The organism is Pseudomonas sp. LRF_L74, from assembly GCF_965644255.1.
Classification (GTDB): Bacteria; Pseudomonadota; Gammaproteobacteria; order Pseudomonadales; family Pseudomonadaceae; genus Aquipseudomonas.
In genome coordinates, this window is sequence record NZ_CBFFRH010000011.1 from 50,398 (window position 1) to 71,965 (window position 21,568).

Annotated in this window: 22 protein-coding genes; 19 read left to right on the top strand and 3 right to left on the bottom strand. The window is 64.9% G+C overall.

Annotated elements, in window-relative coordinates:
• The first annotated feature begins 42 nt into the window (after positions 1-42).
• From ACSZPK_RS23100 to ACSZPK_RS23150, 11 genes are all read left to right on the top strand, one after another.
• Positions 43-1,152: a WD40/YVTN/BNR-like repeat-containing protein gene (locus ACSZPK_RS23100; protein WP_437883926.1), complete on the top strand. Its 1,110-nt coding sequence runs from the start codon at positions 43-45 to the stop codon at positions 1,150-1,152.
• A gap of 15 nt (positions 1,153-1,167) precedes the next feature.
• Positions 1,168-3,600: an efflux RND transporter permease subunit gene (locus ACSZPK_RS23105; RefSeq protein WP_437883927.1), complete on the top strand. Its 2,433-nt coding sequence runs from the start codon at positions 1,168-1,170 to the stop codon at positions 3,598-3,600.
• Between the two features lie 6 nt (positions 3,601-3,606).
• Positions 3,607-4,155, top strand: coding sequence for a carboxymuconolactone decarboxylase family protein (locus ACSZPK_RS23110; RefSeq protein WP_437883928.1), 549 nt, complete (start codon positions 3,607-3,609; stop codon positions 4,153-4,155).
• Between the two features lie 56 nt (positions 4,156-4,211).
• Positions 4,212-5,495, top strand: coding sequence for a histidinol dehydrogenase (gene hisD / locus ACSZPK_RS23115; protein WP_437883929.1), 1,284 nt, complete (start codon positions 4,212-4,214; stop codon positions 5,493-5,495).
• A 3-nt stretch (positions 5,496-5,498) separates the two neighbouring features.
• Complete coding sequence (locus ACSZPK_RS23120; RefSeq protein WP_437883930.1) at positions 5,499-6,254, top strand: SDR family NAD(P)-dependent oxidoreductase; 756 nt, start codon at positions 5,499-5,501, stop codon at positions 6,252-6,254.
• 11 nt (positions 6,255-6,265) lie between these two features.
• Positions 6,266-6,715 carry a VOC family protein gene (locus tag ACSZPK_RS23125; RefSeq protein WP_437883931.1) on the top strand — a complete coding sequence of 150 codons (450 nt, stop codon included), beginning with the start codon at positions 6,266-6,268 and terminating at the stop codon, positions 6,713-6,715.
• On the top strand, positions 6,712-7,698 hold the full coding sequence (locus ACSZPK_RS23130) for a fumarylacetoacetate hydrolase family protein (RefSeq protein WP_437883932.1): 987 nt from the start codon (positions 6,712-6,714) through the stop codon (positions 7,696-7,698). Before ACSZPK_RS23125 ends, ACSZPK_RS23130 begins: the two co-directional genes overlap by 4 nt.
• The gene (locus ACSZPK_RS23135) at positions 7,695-8,651 is read left to right on the top strand and encodes an NAD-dependent epimerase/dehydratase family protein (protein WP_437883933.1); all 957 of its coding nucleotides are present in this window, start codon (positions 7,695-7,697) and stop codon (positions 8,649-8,651) included. The genes ACSZPK_RS23130 and ACSZPK_RS23135 overlap by 4 nt, the downstream gene beginning before the upstream one ends.
• Positions 8,652-8,691: 40 nt before the next feature.
• The gene (locus ACSZPK_RS23140) at positions 8,692-9,216 is read left to right on the top strand and encodes a nuclear transport factor 2 family protein (RefSeq protein ID WP_437883934.1); all 525 of its coding nucleotides are present in this window, start codon (positions 8,692-8,694) and stop codon (positions 9,214-9,216) included.
• An 80-nt stretch (positions 9,217-9,296) separates the two neighbouring features.
• Positions 9,297-10,547 carry an MFS transporter gene (locus tag ACSZPK_RS23145; RefSeq protein ID WP_437883935.1) on the top strand — a complete coding sequence of 417 codons (1,251 nt, stop codon included), beginning with the start codon at positions 9,297-9,299 and terminating at the stop codon, positions 10,545-10,547.
• A complete protein-coding gene (locus ACSZPK_RS23150) occupies positions 10,548-11,327 on the top strand; it encodes an SDR family NAD(P)-dependent oxidoreductase (RefSeq protein ID WP_437883936.1) in 780 nt (259 codons plus the stop codon).
• 33 nt (positions 11,328-11,360) lie between these two features.
• Here ACSZPK_RS23150 and ACSZPK_RS23155 read toward each other — a convergent pair whose 3' ends face one another.
• Entirely contained in the window at positions 11,361-12,212 is an 852-nt protein-coding gene (locus tag ACSZPK_RS23155) for an MBL fold metallo-hydrolase (RefSeq protein WP_437883937.1), read from the bottom strand.
• A gap of 4 nt (positions 12,213-12,216) precedes the next feature.
• Positions 12,217-13,350, bottom strand: coding sequence for a cysteine desulfurase family protein (locus ACSZPK_RS23160; RefSeq protein ID WP_437883938.1), 1,134 nt, complete (start codon positions 13,348-13,350; stop codon positions 12,217-12,219).
• A 223-nt stretch (positions 13,351-13,573) separates the two neighbouring features.
• Between ACSZPK_RS23160 and ACSZPK_RS23165 the strand changes: the two genes are divergently transcribed.
• On the top strand, positions 13,574-14,035 hold the full coding sequence (locus tag ACSZPK_RS23165; RefSeq protein WP_437883939.1) for an Lrp/AsnC family transcriptional regulator: 462 nt from the start codon (positions 13,574-13,576) through the stop codon (positions 14,033-14,035).
• Between the two features lie 30 nt (positions 14,036-14,065).
• On the opposite strand, the gene ACSZPK_RS23170 is transcribed toward ACSZPK_RS23165, so the two are convergent.
• Positions 14,066-14,782 (bottom strand): helix-turn-helix transcriptional regulator, encoded by a 717-nt coding sequence (locus ACSZPK_RS23170; protein ID WP_437883940.1) that lies wholly within the window; start codon positions 14,780-14,782, stop codon positions 14,066-14,068.
• A gap of 284 nt (positions 14,783-15,066) precedes the next feature.
• Here ACSZPK_RS23170 and ACSZPK_RS23175 point away from each other — a divergent pair, with 284 nt between their 5' ends.
• From ACSZPK_RS23175 to ACSZPK_RS23205, 7 genes are all read left to right on the top strand, one after another.
• Positions 15,067-16,044 carry a PDR/VanB family oxidoreductase gene (locus tag ACSZPK_RS23175; protein ID WP_437883941.1) on the top strand — a complete coding sequence of 326 codons (978 nt, stop codon included), beginning with the start codon at positions 15,067-15,069 and terminating at the stop codon, positions 16,042-16,044.
• Positions 16,045-16,071: 27 nt separating this feature from the next.
• Positions 16,072-17,193, top strand: a complete 1,122-nt coding sequence (locus ACSZPK_RS23180) for a Rieske 2Fe-2S domain-containing protein (protein ID WP_437883942.1) — start codon at positions 16,072-16,074, stop codon at positions 17,191-17,193.
• Between the two features lie 36 nt (positions 17,194-17,229).
• On the top strand, positions 17,230-17,622 hold the full coding sequence (locus tag ACSZPK_RS23185; protein ID WP_437883943.1) for a carboxymuconolactone decarboxylase family protein: 393 nt from the start codon (positions 17,230-17,232) through the stop codon (positions 17,620-17,622).
• Complete coding sequence (locus ACSZPK_RS23190) at positions 17,525-18,508, top strand: NAD(P)-dependent oxidoreductase (RefSeq protein ID WP_437883944.1); 984 nt, start codon at positions 17,525-17,527, stop codon at positions 18,506-18,508. Before ACSZPK_RS23185 ends, ACSZPK_RS23190 begins: the two co-directional genes overlap by 98 nt.
• A gap of 132 nt (positions 18,509-18,640) precedes the next feature.
• Entirely contained in the window at positions 18,641-19,684 is a 1,044-nt protein-coding gene (locus ACSZPK_RS23195) for a TRAP transporter substrate-binding protein (protein ID WP_437883945.1), read from the top strand.
• 9 nt (positions 19,685-19,693) lie between these two features.
• Positions 19,694-20,233, top strand: a complete 540-nt coding sequence (locus ACSZPK_RS23200; protein ID WP_437883946.1) for a TRAP transporter small permease — start codon at positions 19,694-19,696, stop codon at positions 20,231-20,233.
• A complete protein-coding gene (locus ACSZPK_RS23205; RefSeq protein ID WP_437883947.1) occupies positions 20,230-21,552 on the top strand; it encodes a TRAP transporter large permease in 1,323 nt (440 codons plus the stop codon). Before ACSZPK_RS23200 ends, ACSZPK_RS23205 begins: the two co-directional genes overlap by 4 nt.
• Positions 21,553-21,568: the final 16 nt, after the last annotated feature.

The following is a 21,568-nucleotide window of genomic DNA, read 5'->3' on the forward strand; positions in this document are numbered from 1 at the left end:
CGCTTCACCTTGCTGCGATAACAATTACAAGAGATAGCCTCCATGAAGATTGCCTTGCCAAGCGGCCGTGGCCGTTTCGTCCGCGCTCATGCGCGCATTTGCTGCGTGCTTGCCCTGGCCGTTGCGCTTGCGCCTTCGGCCCGCCTCGAGGCGGCGCCACTGGGCGATGCCGACACGCGCCCGGCACTGGCAGTCGAAGCGCCCGCCCACGCCGTGATCCAGGCCATGCAGAACACCGGCAGCCGCCTGGTTGCAGTGGGCGAGCGGGGCCTGATCCTGCTCTCCGACGATGACGCCGCGAGCTGGCGCCAGGCCCGGGTGCCGGTCAGCGCCGGGCTCACCGCCGTGCGTTTCCCGACGCCGAAGCAGGGCTGGGCAGTCGGCCATTTCGGCACCGTGCTGCACAGCAGCGATGGCGGCGAAAGCTGGCAGGTGCAACTGAACGGCGAACAGGCCGCCGAGCTGGTACTGGCAGAAGCCGAGGCGCAGCCGGCCGAGGGCGACCAGCCATCGGCAGCCTTGGTCAACGCCCAGAGAATGGTCGCCGACGGCCCGGACAAGCCGTTTCTCGATGTCTATTTCAGCGACGAATCGAACGGCCTGGTGGTCGGCGCCTACAACCTGATCCTCGCTACCCGCGACGGTGGCAAGAGCTGGCGGTCGCTGTCGGCCAGCCTGGACAACCCGGGCGCGCGCCATCTCTACTCGATCGCCGCGGCGGGCGGCAGCCTCTATGTGGTCGGCGAGGAAGGGCGGGTATTCCGCTCCGATGATAACGGCGCCAGCTTCGCGCGCCTGCAAACGCCTTACCAGGGCAGCTATTTCACGGTGGTCGCCGACGCCGGCCAGGTTGTGATCGCCGGCCTGCGCGGCAATGCCTTCCGCTCCAGCGATCGAGGCCAGACGTGGCGTCGCCTCGAATTGCCGGCCCAGGTCTCGGTGGTTGCCAGCCTGCTCGGTGCTGATGGCCGCTTGTTCCTGCTCAACCAGGCCGGCCAACTTCTCGAAAGCCAAGCTCGCGGGCAGCGCTTCGCTGTGCTCAACGCCGCGTCGTTGCCGCCGCCCACCGCTCTGCTGCGCAAGGCTGACGGCGGCCTGTTGGTCAGCAGCCTGCAAGGTCTCGTCGTCACCGGCGTGCCGGGTCATAACTGAGTAGTGAGCACAGCCATGCACAAGCCCGATTCCCACGACTTTTCCACGGTGTCCAACCTCGCCGATTTCGATCAGGCATCCGGCAACCTGCTGGAGCGCCTGCTGTTCAACCATCGCCTGGCGGTGATCGCTCTCTGCCTGCTGGTCAGTCTGCTGCTCGGCTGGAAGGCCACCTCGCTGCAACTCAATGCCAGCTTCGAGAAGACCATTCCCACCAGCCACCCGTACATCGCCAACTACCTGGCGCACCAGGACGACTTGCGCGGCCTCGGCAATGCCGTGCGCATCGGCGTGGTCAGTCGGTCCGGCAGTATCTACAGCGCCGCCTACATGGAGACGCTACGCCAGCTCAACGACGAGGTGTTCCTGATTCCAGGCGTCGACCGTGCCGGCATGAAGTCGCTGTGGACGCCGAGCACGCGCTGGACCGGCGTCACCGAGGAGGGCATGGAAGGCGGTCCGGTGATTCCCGAGGACTACGATGGCTCGCCGGCCAGCCTGCAACAGTTGCGCGCCAACCTCGACCGCTCCGGCGAGGTCGGCCAACTGGTCGCCCTCGATGGCAGCGCCAGTGTCATCTACGTGCCGTTGCTCAGCCGCATGGCCGATGGCAGCGCCATTGACTACGCGACCCTGTCCGCCAGCCTGGAAGACCTGCGCAGCCGCTACCAGCAGGGCGATATCCAGTTGCATATCACCGGTTTCGCCAAGATCGTCGGCGACCTCATCGACGGCCTGCGCGAGGTGCTGCTGTTCTTCGCCCTGGCGGTCGCCATCGTTACCGCCATGGTGTTCGGTTATACCCGTTGCGTGCGCAGCACCACGCTGGTGGTGGCCAGTTCGCTGGTCGCAGTGGTCTGGCAGCTGGGGCTGATCGCCACGCTGGGCTACGACCTCGACCCTTATTCGATGCTGGTGCCGTTCCTGGTGTTCGCCATCGGCATGAGCCACGGCGCGCAGAAGATGAACGGCATCATGCAGGACATCGGCCGCGGCACGCACAAGTACGTGGCGGCGCGTTTCACCTTTCGCCGCCTGTTCCTCGCCGGCCTGACCGCGCTGCTCGCCGACGCGGTGGGCTTTGCCGTGTTGCTGGTGATCGACATCAAGGTCATCCAGGAATTGGCGATCGCCGCCAGCCTGGGCGTGGCCGTGTTGATCTTCACCAACCTGATCCTGCTGCCGATCCTGCTGTCCTTCACCGGCGTCAGCCAGACGGCGGCGCAGCGTAGCCTGCAGGCCGAGGGCAAGGATGCGCGCCATCCGCTGTGGGCCTTCCTCGATCTGTTCACCCGCCGTCGTGGGGCGTTGCTGGCGATATTCGGCGCCGTGGCGCTCACCGCTGTCGGTATCGTCGGCAGCCAGCAACTGAAGATCGGCGATCTCGATCCCGGTGCGCCGGAGCTGCGTGACGACTCGCGCTACAACCGCGACGTGGCCTTCATGAACGAGCGCTTCGGTGCCAGCAGCGATGTCTTCGCGGTGATGGTGGAAACCAGGGGGGCGGGTAGCTGCGCGGGCTACGAAGTGCTCAGGCGCGTCGATGCCCTGGAGTGGCAACTGCGCCAGTTGCCGGGGGTGGAGTCGACCAATTCGCTGGCGCTGCTCAACCGCCAGGTGCTGATCGGTCTCAACGAAGGCCAGCCGAAATGGTTCGAGCTGATCAAGAACCAGTCGATGCTCAACTTCATCACCGCCGGCGCCCCCCGTGGCCTGTACAACGATGCCTGCGACCTGCTGACGCTGTACGTCTATCTCAAGGACCACAAGGCCGACACCCTGACGCGGCTGGTCGAGCACGTCGAAGCCTTCGCCGCCGCCAACGACACTGCCGACATCCATTTCAAGCTGGCCGGTGGCAGCGCCGGCATCGACGCGGCGACCAATATCGTGGTCAAGCAGGCCTGGCGGCAGATGCTGGTGCTGGTCTACGGCGCGGTGATTCTGCTGTGCTTCATCACCTTCCGCTCCTGGCGGGCGGTGGTGGTCGCGGTGTTGCCGCTGATGCTGACCTCGCTGCTCGCCGAGGCGCTGATGGTCGCCCTGGGCATGGGCGTGAAGGTCGCCACCTTGCCGGTGATCGCCCTCGGCGTGGGCATCGGTGTCGACTATGCGCTGTACATCCTCTCGGTGACCCTGGCGCGGATGCGCGCTGGCGACAGCCTGTCGCAAGCCTATTACGCGGCGCTGACCTTCACCGGCAAGGTCGTGCTGCTGACCGGCCTGACCCTGGCCATCGGCGTCTGCACCTGGGCGTTCTCGGCGATCAAGTTCCAGGCCGACATGGGCATCCTGCTGGCCTTCATGTTCCTCTGGAACATGGTCGGCGCGCTGCTGTTGCTGCCCGCCCTGGCGTACTACCTGTTGCCCGGGCACACGCTGCGCGAGGCGAACGGTGCGAGCCAAACCCTGGATTTGAAAGCCGTTCATGGCCCTGATGGAGACTGATCGATCATGCCGGGAATTCCCTACAAGCCGCTCGATGCCGCTGGGCCGGATGAGCTGGTGCAAGCGATTCTCGAGCGGCGTGGCGGCACGCTGCTCAACCTCGACCGCATGTTGTTGCACAGCGTGCCGTTCACCCAGGGCTGGGGGGCGTTGCTGGGCAAGCTGCGCAACGAGCTGAGCCTGCCCGCCAAGCTGCGCGAGCTGGCGCTGTGCGCGGTCTGCGGCCTGTGCGGCGCGGAGTACGAAATGCACCACCACGGGCCGCTGTTTCTCAAGGCTGGCGGCACGCCCGCGCAATTCAACGCGCTGCGCGACCTGAAGCGGGCCATCGAACACGAACACCTGTTCAGCCGCCTGGAGCGCGATGTGCTGCGCCTGGCCCTGGAGATGACGCGCCAGGGGCGGGTATCGCCTGGCCTGCTCGAAACGCTGCGCGGCGAGCTGGACGACACCGGGCTGGTGGAGCTGGTCGGGGTCATCGCTAGCTACAACATGGTTGCGCGCTTCATCGTCGCCCTGGGCGTCGAGGTGGAGTGCCCGGCTGAGCGCATGTGAGCGAACGAACACGCTCGCGCCGGGGGCGCGGGCAACAAACGACAGAGGAGCAAGCAATGATCAAGTACCTGAAGAAAGGCAAGCCGGCCGAGGTCAAGGCGGAACTCAACAACCAGGTTCGCAGCACGGTCGAGCAGATCATTCGTGCCGTCGAGGAGCGTGGCGAGGCGGCGGTGCGCGAGTATTCCGAGAAGTTCGACAAATGGAACCCGCCGTCCCTGCGCCTGAGCGCGGAGGAAATCCAGGCCTGCATCGACTCGCTGAGCCCGCAGGCCATCGAGGACATCAAGTTCGCCCAGGCACAGATTCGCCGCTTCGCCCAGGTGCAACTGATGTCGCTGCGCGACGTCGAGGTGGAAACCCTGCCGGGCGTGGTGCTGGGGCACAAGAACATCCCGGTCAATTCGGTGGGCTGCTACATCCCGGGTGGCAAGTACCCGTTGCTGGCCTCGGCGCACATGAGCGTGCTGACCGCCAAGGTCGCCGGGGTCAAGCGGGTGATCGCCTGCGCGCCACCGTTCGACGGCAAGCCGTCGGCCGAGATCATCGCCGCCATGGCCCTGGCCGGCGCCGATGAAATCTACGTCATGGGCGGCGTGCAGGGCGTGGCCGCGATGGCCCTGGGCACCGAGAGCATCGCTGCGGTGGACATGATCGTCGGACCGGGCAACGCCTACGTCGCCGAGGCCAAGCGCCAGCTCTACGGGCGCGTGGGCATCGACCTGTTCGCCGGGCCGACCGAGACCATGGTGATCTGCGACGACAGCGTGGACGCCGAACTGGTCGCCGTCGACCTGCTGGGCCAGGCCGAGCACGGGCCGACCTCGCCGGCCTTCTGCATCACCACCAGCGAGCGCATCGCCGAGGAACTGCCGGCTGCCATCGAGCAGGTGTTGGCTCGTCTGGATACCGCGCCGGTGGCCAGCGTGGCTTGGCGTGACTACGGCGAGATCATCCTCTGCGACAGCGACGAGGAGATGCTGCGCGAGTCCGAACGCATCTGCTCCGAGCACGTGCAGGTGATGACCCGCGATCCGGACTGGTTCCTCGAGCGCATGACTGCCTACGGCGGCCTGTTCCTCGGCCACCGTACCAACGTGTCCTACGGCGACAAGGTGATCGGCACCAACCACACCCTGCCGACCATGGGCGCCGGGCGCTACACCGGTGGCCTGTGGGTGGGCAAGTTCATCAAGACCCACACCTACCAGCGGGTGCTGACCGACGAGGCCTCGGTAATGATCGGCGAATACTGCTCGCGGCTGTGCGCCCTGGAGCATTTCTCCGGGCACAAGGAACAGGCCGATATCCGCGTTCGTCGCCTGAAGAAGACGGCCTGAACCATGGGCCTTTCTCTGCACGGGCGAGTGGCCGTGGTCAGCGGCGGTGCTGGTAACATCGGCGCTGCCATCTGCCGGCGACTGGCGGGCGCCGGAGCCACGGTGGTGGTCGGCTACAACAGCTCCCGGGAGCCGGCCGAGCGGTTGGCGGCGAGCTTGCCGGCGACGGCGATGAGCCATGCCGCGCTGTCTGCGCCGGTGACCGACAGTGCGGCGCTGCACCGGCTGGCCGAGGCGGTGGCGTCGCGTTATGGCCGCTGCGACATCCTGGTCAATTGCGCGGGCACCACGCGCTTCGTGGCCCATGCCGATCTCGACGCGCTCGACGATGGGTTGTTCGACCAGATTCTCGCGACCAACGTGCGTGGGCCATTCGCCATGGTGCGGGCACTGCGGCCCTTGCTGGAAAAGAGTGGCGATGGCCTGGTGGTGAACATTTCCTCGATTGCCGCCGTGAGCGCCATGGGCAGCAATGTCGCCTACTGCGCCTCGAAGGCGGCCGTGGACAACATGACCCGTTCCCTGGCCCGTGCCTTGGCGCCGTCGATCCGGGTGGTATCGGTGTCGCCCGGCCTGGCCGACACCGAGTTCGTCAAGAGCATGGACCAGGGCTGGCGCGACGAGCAGGCCGCGCGTACGCCGCTGCGGCGCCTGGCCGAGCCCGACGAGGTGGCCAACGCCGTGCTGGCGGTGGCCTGTTACCTGACCTTCACCACTGGCGCCGTCATCCCTGTGGATGGCGGTCGCCCCTTGAGTTGAGGGGATCGTTCATGAATTACCCCGAGATCAAACCCCACCACTTCGGCGTCAGCGTGCCGGACATGGAGGCCGCCATCGACTGGTATGGGCGCATGTTCGGCTTCGAGGTGGAGATGCGCGCCTTCATCGACATCATCCCGGCCGACGTGGCGTTCATGCGCCACGGCGATTTCCGCATCGAGCTGTTCCAGGTGGCCGGTGCCAGCGCTTTGCCGGCCGAACGGCGCGAACCGAACCAGGATGTGCGCACCCACGGCAACAAGCACATGTGCCTGGCCGTGCTGGATGTGCCAGCCAGCGTCCAGGGCTTGCGTGAGAAGGGCGCCGACATCGTCTTCGAGAAGGTGGTGCAGGGCACGCCGATGGCCTTCATCCGCGACCCGGCAGGCAACCTGATCGAACTGATCCAGTGCCCCGAACTGTGGCATCGAGCCACGAGTGACAAGGAGAACAGCCAATGAAACTGGCAACCCTCAGAGACGGCAGCCGCGATGGGCGACTGCTGGTGGTCTCGCGTGACCTGAGCCGGGCAGTGACCGCGCGTACGGTGTCCACCATGCAGCAGGCCATCGAGCGTTGGACACACATGGAGCCGCTGTTGAATGCCGAATACCAGGCGTTGAATGCCGGTGAACGGCCCGATGCCCTGGTCTTCGACCCTGAACGGGTGATGGCGCCACTGCCACGCGCCTATCAGTTCGTCGATGCCTCGGCGTTCCTCAATCACGGCAAGATCATGGAGCGCGCCTACGACCTCAACGTGAAGAAGCAGGCCGGCATTCCGATCCTGGTGCAGCGCCAGGGGGATGATTTCCTCGGTCCACGCGATGACTACCCGTTCCCCACGGAACAGGACAATTGCGACTTCGAGGGCGAGGTCGCGGTGGTCCTCGACGATGTGCCGATGGGGATCGACGCAACCAATGCCCAAGAACACATCAAGCTGTTCCTGCTGCTCAACGACGTGTCGATGCGCAGCCACCTGTTTCGCGAGCTGTCGATGGGCTTCGGCCTGATCAACGCCAAGCCGGCCACGGTGTTCGCGCCGGTGGCGATCACCCCGGACGAGTTGGGTGAGGCCTGGCGCGACGGCCGTGTGCATCTGGATTTGCAGGTCAGCCGCAACGGCGACTGGTTCGGCAACCCGAATGGCGCGGAGATGGATTTCAGTTTCGGCGAACTGATCAGCCACCTGGCCTACAACCGCAACCTGCGCGCCGGCACCGTGCTCGCCTCCGGCACCTTTTCCAACCAGGGCTACCGCGAGGTCGGCTCGGCCTGCCTGGCCGAGCGCCGGGCCATCGAGAAGATCGATCACGGCGAGTCGATCACGCCGTTCATGGGCTTCGACGAGGTGCTGCGTTTTGAAATGAAGGGCGTGGACGGGCAATCGCTGTTCGGCGCCATCGAGCACCGCATGGTGGCGAAGGAGGGCGCGGCATGAAGGTTCTGGTCACGGGAGGCAATGGTTTCGTCGGCCGCGAACTGGTCAAGCGTTTACTGGCCTCGGCGTCGGTCGTTCCCGGTATGCCAGCGCTGACCCGGCTGACGGTCGCCGACATGAGTGGCGAGCACTTGCCGGCGGACCCGCGTGTGCACCTGGTCAGTGGCAGCATCGCTGACTCAGCGGTGCTCGACGCGGCGCTGGACGTCGCGCCGGACCTGGTGTTCCACCTGGCGAGCATTCCCGGTGGCGCGGCGGAGCGCAATTACGAGCTGGGGCTGGAGGTCAACCTGCTGGCGACGCTCGATCTGTTCGAGCGCCTGCGCCGCCAGGGTAACTGCCCGCGCGTGGTGTTCACCAGCACCATCGCGGTGTACGGCTCGCCGCTGCCGAGTCTGGTCGACGACGACACGGCTTTGAACCCTGGACTTTCCTATGGCGCGCACAAGCTGGCCGGCGAAGTGCTGTTGCAGGACTACAGTCGCCGTGGCTGGCTCGATGGGCGTTTCCTGCGCTTGCCCGGCATCGTCGCCCGGCCGCCGGAGCCTTCCGGCCTGTTGTCGGCGTTCATGAGCGAGCTGTTCTGGAAGCTGGCCGCCGGTGAGCCGTTCACCTGCCCGGTGGGCGCCGATGCCGTGGCCTGGTGGATGTCGGTGGGCTGCTGCGCCGACAACCTGCTGCATGCCGCACGCCTGGCGCCGGAGCAGGTCCAGGCGCGGCGTGGCTACACCTTGCCGGTGCTGCGCCTGACCATCGGCGAACTGGTCGATGGCCTTGCGCGGCAGTTCGGCGAGGCGCGGCGGGAGCTGGTCGAGTACCGAGCCGACGCCGGCTTGCAGGCGGCGTTCGGCAATCTGCCGCCGCTGGATGCCCGCGCTGCCGAAGCCATCGGTTTCTGTCACGACGGCAGTGTCGAAACGCTGATCCGCAATGCCATGGCCTGGCGCCAATAACCAGGTTCTCAGATAACAACAAAAGAAAGGAAACCGAAACATGAAACTTGCCAGACAGATCGCCTTGTTCACGCTGCTCATCAGCGCATTCGCATCGCTGCAGATCAGCCCTGCGCTAGCCGACCCCGGCACTGACCGGGTCACCGACCGGGCCAGTTTCCAGCGCTACCTGGACCTGTTCAACCACAAGGACCCTTCGGCCTTCGAGCGCTATTACGCCCCGGATGCGCGCATGAGCAACGGCAACCTGGTGTTCCAGGGCGTGGCGCAGATCAAGGAGCACTACCGGAAAATCTGGGGGGCGATGGACGAGGAGGTGGCCGTCGAGGAGTTCGTGTACGACGGCAAGACCCTCGCCGTGCAACTGCATGCCACCTTCCATGTACCGCGCGATGCCCAGGACACGCCGTTCGGGCCGATCCGCCAGGGCGAGCGCTTCGATTTCCGCGGCGCGGTGCTCTACAAGTTCGACGCGGCAGGCAAGTTCAGCGACGTGCGGATCGCCTACTACGGCTTTACCCGCACCACCGATGGTGTCACGCACTCCATGGGCATGCCGCACTAGTTCGAATACAGTCTGGCGGGGCGGCTGCAAGGCCGTACCCGTTGCCGACCTGCGATAAAAACAATTACCAGGAGCGCCCCATGCATCCCTCCACCCCGGCCAGATCGCCCAAGGCGACGCTGGCAACCTACCTGTTGCTGCTGATCAATTGCCTGGCACCGATGGCGGCCATTGTCATCGCCCCGAGCCTGCCGCAGATGCAGGCGCATTTCGCCGATGTGCCGAACGTCGAGTTCCTGGTGCCGGTGGCGTTGACCATCCCCGGCCTGCTGGTGGCCTTGCTCAGCCCGGTGGTGGGGATTCTCGCCGACCGTTTCGGGCGCAAGCCGATGCTGATCTGGGCAATCGTCGTCTACGGCATCCTCGGTATCCTGCCGATGTTCCTCGACTCGCTGTACACGATCATCGCCAGCCGCATCGCGCTGGGGTGTGCCGAAGCGGTGATCGTGACCATCAGCACCACGCTGATCGGTGACTACTACAGCGGCGCGCAACGGCGCAAATACCTGGCGCTGCAGACCACCTTCGCCTCGGCGTCGGCCATCCTGTTCTTCATGATCGGCGGCGCCCTGGGCGAGTTCGGCTGGCGGGTGCCTTATATCGTCTACGCGGTGCCGCTGCTGATGGCGGTGTTCAGCCAGTTGCTGCTCTGGGAGCCCAAGGCCAGCGACATGGCGCGCGCCCAGGAGGAAGAGGCGTGCTCCGGTGCCCAGGTCTTTCGCCCTGGCCTGTTGCTGGGCATCTGCCTGATCACCTTCGTCGGCGCCGTGGTGTTCATGGTGCTGCAGATCCAACTGGCTTATCTGCTGGCCGGTGTCGGCGAGCATTCGCCACGCACCGCCGGCAGCATAGCCTCGGCCTGCAGTGTGATGATCGTGCTGGGTACGCTGGCCGTGCACCTGCTGACCCGCCTGGGCCTGCGCGTGCCGCACTGCCTGGCCCTGGCCTTCGGCCTGATCGCCACCAGTTTCCTGCTGATCCCCGGCGTGCCCGACAGCGGCGGCATGCTCTGGGTCGCCCTGATCAACGGCCTGGGCTGTGGCCTGCTGCTGCCGACCCTGGCGATCTGGAACATGCGCGAACTGCCCTGGTTGCGTCGTGGCCTGGGTACGGGCATGTGGTACGGCAGTTACTGCCTGGGCATGTTCCTCAGCCCGATCCTGGTGGTGGCGATCACCAAGACCAGTGGCGACCTGGCGACCACCGTCGGTTGGCTCGGCGGCTGCCTGATTCCCATCGCCGTGGCGGCGTTCTTCGCCAGCCTGTGCCGGCGTCGGCCGCGCAAACCCTGCGATGTGCGTATCGTCGCCAACAGCCTGGAGGATGCCTGAATGCGCCACGGACAACGACTGGCGGGCAAGGTGGCGATCGTCACCGGGATCGGTAGCGGGATCGGCCAGACTTGCGCGCTGATGTTCGCTCGCGAAGGCGCTTGCGTGGTCGGCTGCGATATCGATGCCGCCGCCGCGCGGGCAACCCTGGCGATTGCCGAGCAGGAAGGGCTGGCGCTCAGTGGCCCGCAATCTTGCGACCTGACCGATCCCCAGGATGTGCAGGGCCTGATCGACTTCACCCTGAGCCGTCACGCGGGTTTCGATATCCTGGTCAACGCTGCCGCGTTCGCAGCGTTCGCCTGGATCGAGGAGATGGACTACCAGAGCCAGTGGCGCAAGACCCTGACGGGGGAACTGGATATCGTCTTCCTGCTGTGCCAGGCCGCCTGGCCACACCTCAAGCAGCGTGGCGGTGGCGCGATCATCAACTTCGCCTCGGCCAATGCCTGGATGGCCCTCGAAGGCTCACCGGCCCTGGCCCACTGCGCTGGCAAGGGCGGGGTGCTGGCGATGACCCGGCAATTGGCGCTGGAAGGCGGCCCGCATGGCATCCGCGCCAACACGATCTCGCCCGGTTTGGTGGAAACCGGCGCGACCCGTGAACACCTGCGGCGCGATCCGGCTTTTCTCCAGGCGGCCCTGGGCAAGCAGATGCTGCGCCAGCGTATCGGCCAGCCGGAGGATATCGGCTGGGCGGCGGTCTACCTGGCGTCCGACGAGTCCGCCTGGGTGACGGGCGCTGATTTCAACGTCGACGGTGGTGCCAAGGCGGGCTGAGAGCACGGGCTGTTGTCCACTCGCCGCGCCCGTTCAGGATGCCCGTGCCCAGCAATAGCGTTCGCCCTCGACCTCCTGGCCGGGAATGACACCCGCGCGGATGTTCAACAGCGTGGCCGGCTTCAGCAACGCGGGCGGCGCCAGCCCCGCATCCCGCCGCTGGCGCCAGGCGACGAACTGTTCCTCGCTGACACCGCGATGGATGTGCACGTTGTTCGCCAGTTGTTCCGCCACCGTGCAGACGGCGCGAGGCTCCCGACCTGTCGGGTAGTCATGGCACATGAACAGCGACGTGTTGCCGGGCAAGCCGAGCAGGCGCTGGATCGAGCGATAAAGCTGTTGCGCGCTGCCGCCCGGAAAGTCACAACGTGCCGTGCCGATATCGGGCTGGAACAACGTATCGCCGACGAACACCCGTTCAGCGGCGACGATGAACGCCGTGTCGGCTGGCGTATGCCCGGGCACATGCCATGCCCGCGCGGGCAAGTCGCCGATGTGGAACGGCTCGTCCTCGGCGAACAGATGATCGAACTGGCCGCTCGCCGCGCAGTAGCCGGCAGGCAGGCCATGGCGCTCGCTGATCATCCGCTGCACCAGGCGCACATGTTGGCCGGTGGCGATTCGCCCACCCGCACGCTCGCGCAGGTAGGCCGCGGCCGACAGGTGGTCGGCATGCACGTGGGTTTCGAGAATCCATTGCAGCCCAAGGTGCCGCGCCTCGATCAAGGCCAGAAGCTCATCCGCAGGCTTTGCATCGAGACGGCCCGACTCACGGTCGTAGCCGAGCACCGGGTCGATGACTGCGCATGCACTGCCAGGCCCGGCGTGCACGAGGTGGCTGAACGTCGAGGTACGCCTGTCGAAAACGCTCTCTACCTGAACCATTGCGTCACGCATCGGGCAGGCAGCGGCGGATGGCTTCGATGACCTGCTCGACCTCTTCGAGGGTCGTGTACCGCCCCAGACTCAGGCGAATGCTGCGGTAAGCCTGGCTCTCGCTCAGGCCAAGGGCCAGCAGCACATGGGACGGCGCGTGGCTGGCCGAGTTGCAGGCCGAGGTGGATGAGAACGCCAGGGCCCCGGAGAGGTTTTCGGCATCGAACCAGGGATGATCGATGCACAGGTTGAGGGTGTGCGGTATGCGTTGCGTCGCGCTGCCATTGAGACGGACCCCTGGCAGGCCCGACAGGCCTTCACGCAAGTGCGCGGACAGCCGGGAAATACGCGGCAGTTCATCGTCCATCACTGCGCCCGCCAGGTTGAACGCGCTGCCCATGCCGACGATCTGGTGGCTCGCCAGGGTTCCGGAACGCAGGCCTCGCTCATGCCCGCCACCATGGATCTGCGCCTGCAGATGTGGCCTGGCCCGCTCGCCCACGAACAGGGCGCCAATGCCCTTGGGGCCGTAGGTCTTGTGTGCGGAAAAGGACATCAGGTCCACCGGCAGGGTCGAAAGATCGATCGCCACCTTGCCCGTGGCCTGGGCCGCATCGACATGCAGCAGCGCACCGCTGGCGCGCACTGACTCGCCAATACTGGCGATGTCGGTGAGCGTGCCCAATTCGTTATTGACCAGCATCAGCGACACCACCAGGGTGTCCGCGCGCAATGCCTCGGCCACCGCGTGTGGCTGGATCAGGCCGTCCTGGTCGGGCTCCAGCCAGGTTACCTCGAAACCTTCACGCTCCAGTTGCAGCACGGTATCCAGCACCGCCTTGTGCTCCAGGCGGCTGGTGACGAAGTGGCGGCGTGCCCCGGCAGCCGTTGCCAGGCCCTTGAGCGCGAGGTTGTTCGATTCCGTGGCGCCCGATGTCCAGACGAGATTTTCCGCCTGCGTGCCGACCAGGGCGGCTACTTGTGCGCGTGCCTTCTCCACCGCAAGGCGCGCCCGCTGGCCAAAGGCGTGGGACGCCGATGCGGGATTGCCGAAGGTCGCGTCGCGGCCCATGCAGGCGAGCATGTCCTGGATCACGGCGTCGTCGATGGGGGTGGTGGCGGCGTAGTCGAAATAGAGTTCGGGCATGGAAGGGGCCGTTGAGAACAGAGGGAAAGGCGCTGCGTTCGGCAGCTCGATGAGCGCTCATCCTAGGCGACGAGCCGGTGAAAAAAATTGATTTTTCAGGACCCGCATAACGGATTTATAGAATTTATTTCTAATAAAAATACTGATTGTGAAATAATTTTCCAGGCTTAGAGCCTCTCATGCAGGGTATATTCCCCAATCTTCTTAACAGGTCGTTTTCTTCATGGACAGGTTCGATCGTTCCATCCTCGCCCTGCTGCAACAGGACTGCACCCTGCCATTGGGCGAACTCGCCGAACGCGTCGGCCTGAGCAATACCGCCTGTTGGCGGCGGATTCAAAAGCTGGAGGAAAACGGCGTGATACGCGCACGCGTCGCGCTGCTCGATCCTCGCAGCGTCGGCGTGCCTGTCACCGTCTTCGCCTTCGTCAGGACCAACCAGCACAACGCCGACTGGCTGAAGGAGTTTCACCAGAAAGTGGCGGAAATCGAGGAAGTGGTCGATCTCTATCGCATGGCTGGCGTGACGGACTACCTGTTGCGCCTGGTGGTGCCCGATATCGAAGGGTATGACGCGGTCTACAAGCGCCTGATCGGCATTCCAGGCATCGCCGACATCAGCTCCAGCTTCGCCATGGAGCGAATCAAATCGACCACGGCGTTGCCTCTGCCAGCCACCAAGTGAGCCCACGTTAGCCCGTGCCGAAGGCATCGCTCAAGCTGACTGGACCATGGCGAACAGCTGGTTGCGGAAATGTATGCCCAGCCGGTCGAAGGCACGATTTCGGTAGGTCTTGACGGTGGTTTCCTTGATCTCCAGGCTGGCGGCGATACCGGCGTAGGTCAGCCCCTCAAGGAGCCCCAGGCAGATGTCCAGTTCACGCTCGGACAAATCCGGCGCGTGGCTCAACAGCAGGCTTCGCCAGTGTTGCGGGCCGGTCTGGGGCGTACGGCTGCGGATCGCCGTATGCCCGCGCAGCAGTTGCAAAAGCAACGGCGCCAGTTGCTCGAACGAGGCGATCGAGCGGTCGCTGAAATGGCCGTCGCCCTGGTGGCGATAAAGGTTGAACAGCACCGGCACGCCATCGTCTTCCCATTGCAAGCCTGACAGCCGCTCGCTCATCCCGTTGTTCTGATACAGCGCCTGGCGATAGGCGCTGAAGTCGATGTCTTCGGCCAGCAGGTGGCTTACCAGCAACTCGTCCTGGCTTCGCCGCTGGGCGGGCAAATGGTTGAGCAGCGGGTCGTGGCGATGAAGCTGGTGCGAGTAAGCCTTCCAGCAGCGCCAGACCATCTGCGAATCGGCATGCCGGGTGCCGGCACAGAGCAGGCTGGGCTGGCCTTTGTCGAGGCGGAATACGGTGAAGTGGCGGGCATCGAGAGACTGTCCCAGGCAATCGAACAGGGATTGCTCGAAACCTTCACGGCCCATTCGGTTGATCACGTCGGTAAAACGGGGTGGTGCAACAGAGTTCGCGCCTCTGCTTGCGCTCCATACGTCCATCATCGCAAGGCCTATTCTTGTAGTTGTGTAATAGCGCAAGTCGATAGCTGGATGGCTATTGGCTTCATCCGGTCGTTAACAAGTTATCAATCCGCAATGCCCTTGGCAACGCTGTCCTCCTCTTGGATGACAGCAGGTAGAGCGCAACTCGGTAGGCTGCCCACATAAGACGTGCAGGCCTGTAACCGTGGGCCAAAGCCAAGGGAATAACAATGACCAACAATCCCCTCTATCAACAGCCGTTGAGAGTCAGCCGCATATCCGCCGAAGCCAAGGATGTATGCGTTGTCGAACTCACCGCACTGGACAATGGCGAGCTGGCGCCCTTTACCCCGGGCGCGCACCTGGAACTCATGCTCGGCAATGGCCTTATCCGCCATTACTCGCTGCTCAACGATTGCAGCGAGCGCCATCGCTACCTGATCGCGGTCGGCCTGAGTGAAGACAGCCGCGGTGGTTCTCGCTTCATCCATGGCTCGCTGCGCCAGAACGATGTGATTAACGCGCGGCCCCCACGCAACAATTTCGAGCTTGATCCGCACGCCGAGCGTTACTGCTTCGTGGCCGGTGGTATCGGTATCACGCCGATCCTGGCGATGATCCACTGGTGCCAGCGCAACAATCGCCCCTGGCGCCTGATCTACTCGGTACGCAGCCTGCAACGGGCTGCCTACTACGAGCCGCTCAGCCAGCTCGACCCGGCCCGCGTGCAATGGCACGTCACCGATCAACAGGGCGGCCGCCACCTGGATGCGAGGGCGGTGATCGACTCGCTGGCGTCCGACGAGCAGCTCTACTGCTGTGGCCCGTCGCCACTGATGAGCGCTATTCGCGACGCGGGTGCGGCGGTCGCCTCGCAACTGCACTTCGAGTGGTTCGCGGCGCCTGCGCAGCCTGAAGCCGAGACGCTCGGCGACGGCAGCGGCGCCTTCGATCTGCAACTGCTCAGGAGCGGCCGCACGCTGCGCGTCGAGGCGGAGCAAAGCATCCTCGAAGCCCTCGAGGCCAGCGGCCTGGAGCCGCCCTTCGCCTGTCGGGCAGGGGTCTGCCGCACCTGCGAGACACGCGTCTGCGCAGGCCAACCCGATCACCGCGACATGGTGCTGAGCGACGAAGAGCGCGCCGCCGGCGATTGCCTGTTGATCTGTGTCTCTCGCTCCCTCAGCCCAAGCCTGGCGCTGGACCTCTGAACATCACTGCATAACCAGGAGCACACCATGACTCTGCCCAGCGAACACCTGATTGCCAGTTCTCGCAAGGCCAGCGGCCAGATGGCTGACCGCGATACGCCATTCATTTTCAACGAGTGGTATGTCGCCGCGTTCAGCTCGGAGGTCGGTCGCGAACTCAAGCCGCGCACCCTGTTGGGTAAGCACGTGGTGCTTTACCGCACCCTGGCCGGCGAGGCGGTTGCCCTGGAGGATCGCTGCGCGCATCGTTCCTTTCCCTTGTCGCGCAGCCACCTGGACGGGGACACCATCGTCTGTGGCTACCATGGTTTTCGCTACAACGAGGCGGGCGATCTGATCGACGTGCCTTCGCAAAAAGCCTGCCCGAAAGGGATAGGGGTACGGCGCTACCGATTGGTCGAGAAAGGTCCCTTGTTGTGGATCTGGCTCGGTGACCAGGCGCTGGCCGATGAGGCGCGGCTACCGCACCAGCCCTGGATCGAGGCGGCGGACTGGGAGTGCAGCACCGGCTATTTCCACCATCCCGGCAACTACGTGAGCATGCATGAGAACCTCATGGACCTCACCCACCTGACCTTCCTGCATGCCGCCACCATCGGTACGCCGGACTACGCCAGCGCACCGTTCAAGCTCGACCTCAAGGAAGGCCACTACAAGCTGATCCGCGAAGTGGTGCCGACCACGCTGTCGCCCGTGTGGGGCAAGACCACGGGGCTGGACGGCTGCAATACCGCCGCGCGGATCGTCACCTCGGAGTTCCTCTCGCCGGGCCTGCACCGGGTGAGCGTGACCTTCTACGACTCGGCGCTCAGCCCTGGGCAACGCAGCGAATACCACATCCACACGGCGCATATCCTGACCCCGGAAACCGCCGGCACCATGCATTACTTCATCGTCCATGGCCGTGATTTCGCCCAGCACGACACGCAGCTCGGCGACTTCATGCACGAGCAATTGTTCGCCGCCTTCAACGAGGACGTCGAGGGCCTGGGCGCGCTGGAGCAGCGCCTGGGCGATATCGACGACGGTCACTACGAGATTTCTGTGGCCAGCGATGCACCGGCTGTCGCCACTCGCATCTACCTGAAAAAACGCGCCACTCAGGAGCGCTCACCGCTGCACGCCAGCCCGCTTGCAGCCAAGGCCTGAACGGCAGATCCCACAACAACAAACCGAGAGACCGCCATGAACACACAACGATTCGACGATGGCCTGGCCCTGCGCCGCGAAATGTTCGGCCCGCAAGGCGCCGAAGTGCAGATCGAAGCCGCCACCGATTTCACCCGCCCGTTGCAGGAACTGGTCACCGAGCATTGCTTCGGCACCATCTGGCAGCGCCCCGGCTTCAGCAAACGCGAGCGCAGCCTGTTGACCCTGGCCATGCTCGCGGCCCTGGGACGTTCCCACGAGATTGGCATCCATACCCACGGCGCGCTGGCCAATGGCGTGACCGAGGAGGAGTTGCGCGAACTGTTCCTGCATGTCTCGCTGTACTGCGGGATTCCGGCGTCGGTGGACTGCTTCCGGGTGGCCCAGCCGATCCTGGCGCAACGCGCAGCGGGTGATCGCCATGAGTGAGCTGAGCATCGGCTTCATCGGCCTGGGCAACATGGGCTGGCACATGGCGACCAATCTGCTGCGCGCCGGTTACAGCGTGCATGTCTATGATGCGCTGCCGGAGACGGCCCAGCGTTTCAGCCAGCAAGTCGGCGGTCATGCCGCCAGCAGCCTGGCGCAACTGGCCGAAGCCAGCGACGTGGTGATCACCATGCTGCCCAACGGCAAGGTGGTGCAGGCCGTGGTGCTGGGGACTGGCGAAAACGATGATCGACTGCTGGGCCATCTCAAGCGTGGTGCCGTGCTGATCGACATGAGTTCGTCGGACCCCAGCGACAGCCAGCATTTGCAGAGTGCCCTGGCGCAGGCCGGCGTCACCTTGCTGGACGCGCCGGTCTCGGGAGCGGTGCCGCGTGCCGAGGCCGGTACGCTGACCATCATGCTCGGCGCGCCGCAGGGCTATGCGCTCGACACGGTGAAAGCGGTGCTCGGGGCCATGGGCAACAGCGTGATCGAAACCGGCCCGGTCGGCTCCGGCCACGCCATGAAGGCGTTGAACAATTATGTGGCGGCCATCGGCCTGTCGGCCGCATCGGAAGCGATCAAGGTCGGCGCGCTGTTCGGCCTGTCGGCGAAAACCATGATCGACATCATGGGCACTTCCACCGGCAAGAACTTCGCCGTGGAGCACATCTTCCCCGTGCACATCCTGGGCGAGCAGTTCAATACCGGCTTCAAGCTCGCGTTGCTGGAGAAAGACGTCGGCATCGCCCGCAACATGGTCGAGCTGAAACAGGCCAACGCGCCGTTCATCAACCTCACGTCCCAGGAATGGGGGCGGGCCCGCCAGCAGTTGGGCGAGGTGGCGGACAACTCCGAGTACTTCAAGTACGCCCAGAGCCAGTAGAAGCAACGCCTTGCCTGCAGCGCCAGCGACCAGCGAGTCGTTGGCGGTTAGGGTCTGTTGACGTTTCGTCGCGATTGCGCCGAAACATCAACAGACCCTCTCCACCCGACAATAACAACAAGCGGTGAAGCCATGAACCTTGCGAGAAACCTGATTACCCTGATGGCCTGCGTCGGCGCCTCACTGGCCCAGGCCCAAGACACCTACATCCTCAAGGTGGCGCATTTCCTGCCCGCCAGTTCCAACGCCCAGCAAAACGCCATCCAACCCTGGTGCGATGAACTCGCCCAGGCATCCAGCGGGCGCCTGAAGTGCCAGATCTACCCCTCCATGCAACTGGGCGGCACCCCGGCGCAGTTGCCGGACCAGGTACGCAATGGCGTCGCCGATATCGTCTGGACCGTGCCGGGATACTCGTCGGGCCGCTTCCCGCGCAGCGAGGCCGTGGAGCTGCCATTCATGCTGCCGGCCAATGGCGCGCTGGGCTCGCAGATCATCTGGGATTTCTACGAGCAGTCGCTGCAGGCGGACTACAAGGACTACAAGGTGCTGGCCATGCACAGTGACGCCGGCACGCAGTTGCACATGAGCAAGAAGCCGGTGCTGGCGCTGGAAGACTTCAAGGGCCTGAAGCTGCGTGCCTCTTCGCGCATGGCGGCCAAGTTGCTCAGTGCCATGGGCGCTTCGCCCGTGAGCATGCCGGCCTCGCAACTGACCGAGTCGCTGTCCAAGGGCGTGATCGACGGAGCGCTGGTGGGCTGGGAGTTGATCCCGGCATTGAAGATCGACGAAGTCGCGCCCCTGCATATCGAGCCCAGGGCTGGCCAGCCGATCTTTTACACCTCGCTGCTCAGCCTGTTGATGAACAAGAGGCGCTACGAGAGCTTGCCGGCCGATCTGCGTGCGGTGATCGACGAGCATTCCGGGCGCGCGCTGTCCGTCCGCTTCGGCCAGACCTGGGACCGCGAGGCCGAGCGGGCCAAGGAGCTGGTGCGGCAACGCAGCGCGGAGGCGATCCAGACCATCGACGATGGCCAGTACCAGCGCATGCGCGAAAGCGGCGAGCAGGTCGTGCAGGCCTGGGCCCACGACGGTGACGAGAAAGATATCGATGGCAGCCAGTTGGTGAAATCGCTACGCGATATCGCCGCCCGCGCAACCGCCAGCCAACCGTGAGGATGCGCCATGAACAACAGCATCGCGCTGGATGATGCCCATGCGTCGCCGGCTCGCCTGCCCTGGGCGGAGCGGAAACTGGGGCGGTTGGCCCAGTGGTTCGCTTATGCCGGAGGCACGGCCTTCCTGCTTCTCCTGGTCATGTCGCTGGTTTCCATCATCGGCCGCAAGCTCTGGGCCACACCGATCAACGGCGACATGGAGTTGATGGAGATGGGCGCCGCCGTGGCCATCGCGGCGTTCCTGCCGTACTGCGCAATCAATGACGACCATATCAAGGTCGAGGCATTCACCAGTTGGGCGAGCCCGGGGGCGAAGCGCTGGCTCGATGCCAGCGCCTATGCGCTGTTCACCGTCGTTGCCGGATTGCTGACCTGGCGCACCGGGCTGCAGATGTTCGAGACCCACATCAACATGGACAGCAGCGCATTGCTCGCCGTGCCGCTGTGGTGGGCGCTGGCGGGCATCGTGCCCAGCCTGGTGCTGCTGACCCTGTGCACGGCCTGGCGTTGCTACTCGATGCTGACCAGCCAGGAGCGATCGGTATGAGCGCGCTGGCCCTCGGTCTATGGATATTCAGCGGCCTGCTGGTGCTGCTGGTGCTACGGGTGCATGTCGGCGTGGCCATGCTGTTGGCCGGTGGCGTCTGCTTTCTGGTGATGAACCAGGGCGACGTGCAGTCGCTGCTCTACACCCTCAACAACCTGACCTATGCGCGCCTCTCCAACTACGACCTGGCGGTGATCCCGCTGTTCGTGCTGATGGGGCAGTTCTCCACCCATGGCGGCTTGTCCAGGTCGCTGTTCCGTTGTGCCTCGGCCTTTATCGGTCATTGGCGCGGTGGCCTGGCGCTGTCGGCCATCGGCGCCTGCGCGGGGTTCGGGGCGATCTGCGGCTCGTCCCTGGCCACCGCGGCGACCATGGGCCAGGTCGCCTTGCCGGAACTGCGCCGACACCGCTACTCGGACCGGCTGGCGACTGGCGCGGTGGCGGCGGGGGGCACGCTGGGCATCCTGATTCCGCCGTCGGTGCCGCTGATCATCTATGCCGTGCTGACCCAGGAGTCGATCGCCAAGCTGTTCATCGCCGCCGTGGTGCCGGGCGTGATCGCGATCATCGGCTACCTGCTGATCATCAGCGCCATCGTCAATGTCGACAAGGACGCCTGCGCACCGGCGCAAAAGGCCAGTTGGCGGGAGCGGGTGCTGTCGTTCGTGCAGATCACGCCGATCCTGATGACGTTCGTGGTGGTCATCGTCGGCATCTACGGCGGCTGGGCCAACCCGACCGAGGCGGCCTCCATCGGCGCCGCGGCCTGCGGCCTGCTCGCCGCTTGCAAGGGCAACCTGGGCCTGGAAGGCCTGCGCAAGAGCCTGCTGGGTACCGCCCAGTCCACCGGCATGATTTTCCTGGTGTTGCTGGGCGCGGACCTGCTCAACTCCGGCCTGGCCCTCACGCAGATGCCGGTGGACCTGGCCATGTGGGTGCTGAACAGCCAGCTCGCGCCGCTGCTGGTGTTGTCGGTGATCCTGCTGATCTACCTCGCGCTGGGCTGCGTGATGGATGCGCTGGCGATGATCCTGCTGACCATCCCGATCTTCTACCCGATGATCATGGGCCTGGAGTTCTTCGGCATGAGCCATGAGGAGAAGTCGATCTGGTTCGGCATCCTGGCCCTGATGGTGGTGGAAATCGGCCTGATTCACCCACCGCTGGGCATGAACCTGTTCATCGTCAACAAGATCGCCCGCGACGTGCCTTACATGGAAACGGCCAAGGGCGTGCTGCCGTTCCTCGCTTCCGACCTGTTGCGCATCGTGCTGATCCTGCTGGTTCCCAGCGTCGCACTCTGCCTGCTGCACCTCTGAACGCTGTTTTCGATAA

What these genes read in the sequence shown, in the direction of transcription:
- ACSZPK_RS23100 (WP_437883926.1), top strand. Translation starts at nt 43, where the DNA reads ATGAAGATTGCCTTGCCAAGCGGCCGTGGCCGTTTCGTCCGCGCTCAT.
- ACSZPK_RS23105 (WP_437883927.1), top strand. Translation starts at nt 1,168, where the DNA reads ATGCACAAGCCCGATTCCCACGACTTTTCCACGGTGTCCAACCTCGCC.
- ACSZPK_RS23110 (WP_437883928.1), top strand. Translation starts at nt 3,607, where the DNA reads ATGCCGGGAATTCCCTACAAGCCGCTCGATGCCGCTGGGCCGGATGAG.
- hisD (WP_437883929.1), top strand. Translation starts at nt 4,212, where the DNA reads ATGATCAAGTACCTGAAGAAAGGCAAGCCGGCCGAGGTCAAGGCGGAA.
- ACSZPK_RS23120 (WP_437883930.1), top strand. Translation starts at nt 5,499, where the DNA reads ATGGGCCTTTCTCTGCACGGGCGAGTGGCCGTGGTCAGCGGCGGTGCT.
- ACSZPK_RS23125 (WP_437883931.1), top strand. Translation starts at nt 6,266, where the DNA reads ATGAATTACCCCGAGATCAAACCCCACCACTTCGGCGTCAGCGTGCCG.
- ACSZPK_RS23130 (WP_437883932.1), top strand. Translation starts at nt 6,712, where the DNA reads ATGAAACTGGCAACCCTCAGAGACGGCAGCCGCGATGGGCGACTGCTG.
- ACSZPK_RS23135 (WP_437883933.1), top strand. Translation starts at nt 7,695, where the DNA reads ATGAAGGTTCTGGTCACGGGAGGCAATGGTTTCGTCGGCCGCGAACTG.
- ACSZPK_RS23140 (WP_437883934.1), top strand. Translation starts at nt 8,692, where the DNA reads ATGAAACTTGCCAGACAGATCGCCTTGTTCACGCTGCTCATCAGCGCA.
- ACSZPK_RS23145 (WP_437883935.1), top strand. Translation starts at nt 9,297, where the DNA reads ATGCATCCCTCCACCCCGGCCAGATCGCCCAAGGCGACGCTGGCAACC.
- ACSZPK_RS23150 (WP_437883936.1), top strand. Translation starts at nt 10,548, where the DNA reads ATGCGCCACGGACAACGACTGGCGGGCAAGGTGGCGATCGTCACCGGG.
- ACSZPK_RS23155 (WP_437883937.1), bottom strand. Translation starts at nt 12,212, where the DNA reads ATGGTTCAGGTAGAGAGCGTTTTCGACAGGCGTACCTCGACGTTCAGC.
- ACSZPK_RS23160 (WP_437883938.1), bottom strand. Translation starts at nt 13,350, where the DNA reads ATGCCCGAACTCTATTTCGACTACGCCGCCACCACCCCCATCGACGAC.
- ACSZPK_RS23165 (WP_437883939.1), top strand. Translation starts at nt 13,574, where the DNA reads ATGGACAGGTTCGATCGTTCCATCCTCGCCCTGCTGCAACAGGACTGC.
- ACSZPK_RS23170 (WP_437883940.1), bottom strand. Translation starts at nt 14,782, where the DNA reads ATGGGCCGTGAAGGTTTCGAGCAATCCCTGTTCGATTGCCTGGGACAG.
- ACSZPK_RS23175 (WP_437883941.1), top strand. Translation starts at nt 15,067, where the DNA reads ATGACCAACAATCCCCTCTATCAACAGCCGTTGAGAGTCAGCCGCATA.
- ACSZPK_RS23180 (WP_437883942.1), top strand. Translation starts at nt 16,072, where the DNA reads ATGACTCTGCCCAGCGAACACCTGATTGCCAGTTCTCGCAAGGCCAGC.
- ACSZPK_RS23185 (WP_437883943.1), top strand. Translation starts at nt 17,230, where the DNA reads ATGAACACACAACGATTCGACGATGGCCTGGCCCTGCGCCGCGAAATG.
- ACSZPK_RS23190 (WP_437883944.1), top strand. Translation starts at nt 17,525, where the DNA reads ATGTCTCGCTGTACTGCGGGATTCCGGCGTCGGTGGACTGCTTCCGGG.
- ACSZPK_RS23195 (WP_437883945.1), top strand. Translation starts at nt 18,641, where the DNA reads ATGAACCTTGCGAGAAACCTGATTACCCTGATGGCCTGCGTCGGCGCC.
- ACSZPK_RS23200 (WP_437883946.1), top strand. Translation starts at nt 19,694, where the DNA reads ATGAACAACAGCATCGCGCTGGATGATGCCCATGCGTCGCCGGCTCGC.
- ACSZPK_RS23205 (WP_437883947.1), top strand. Translation starts at nt 20,230, where the DNA reads ATGAGCGCGCTGGCCCTCGGTCTATGGATATTCAGCGGCCTGCTGGTG.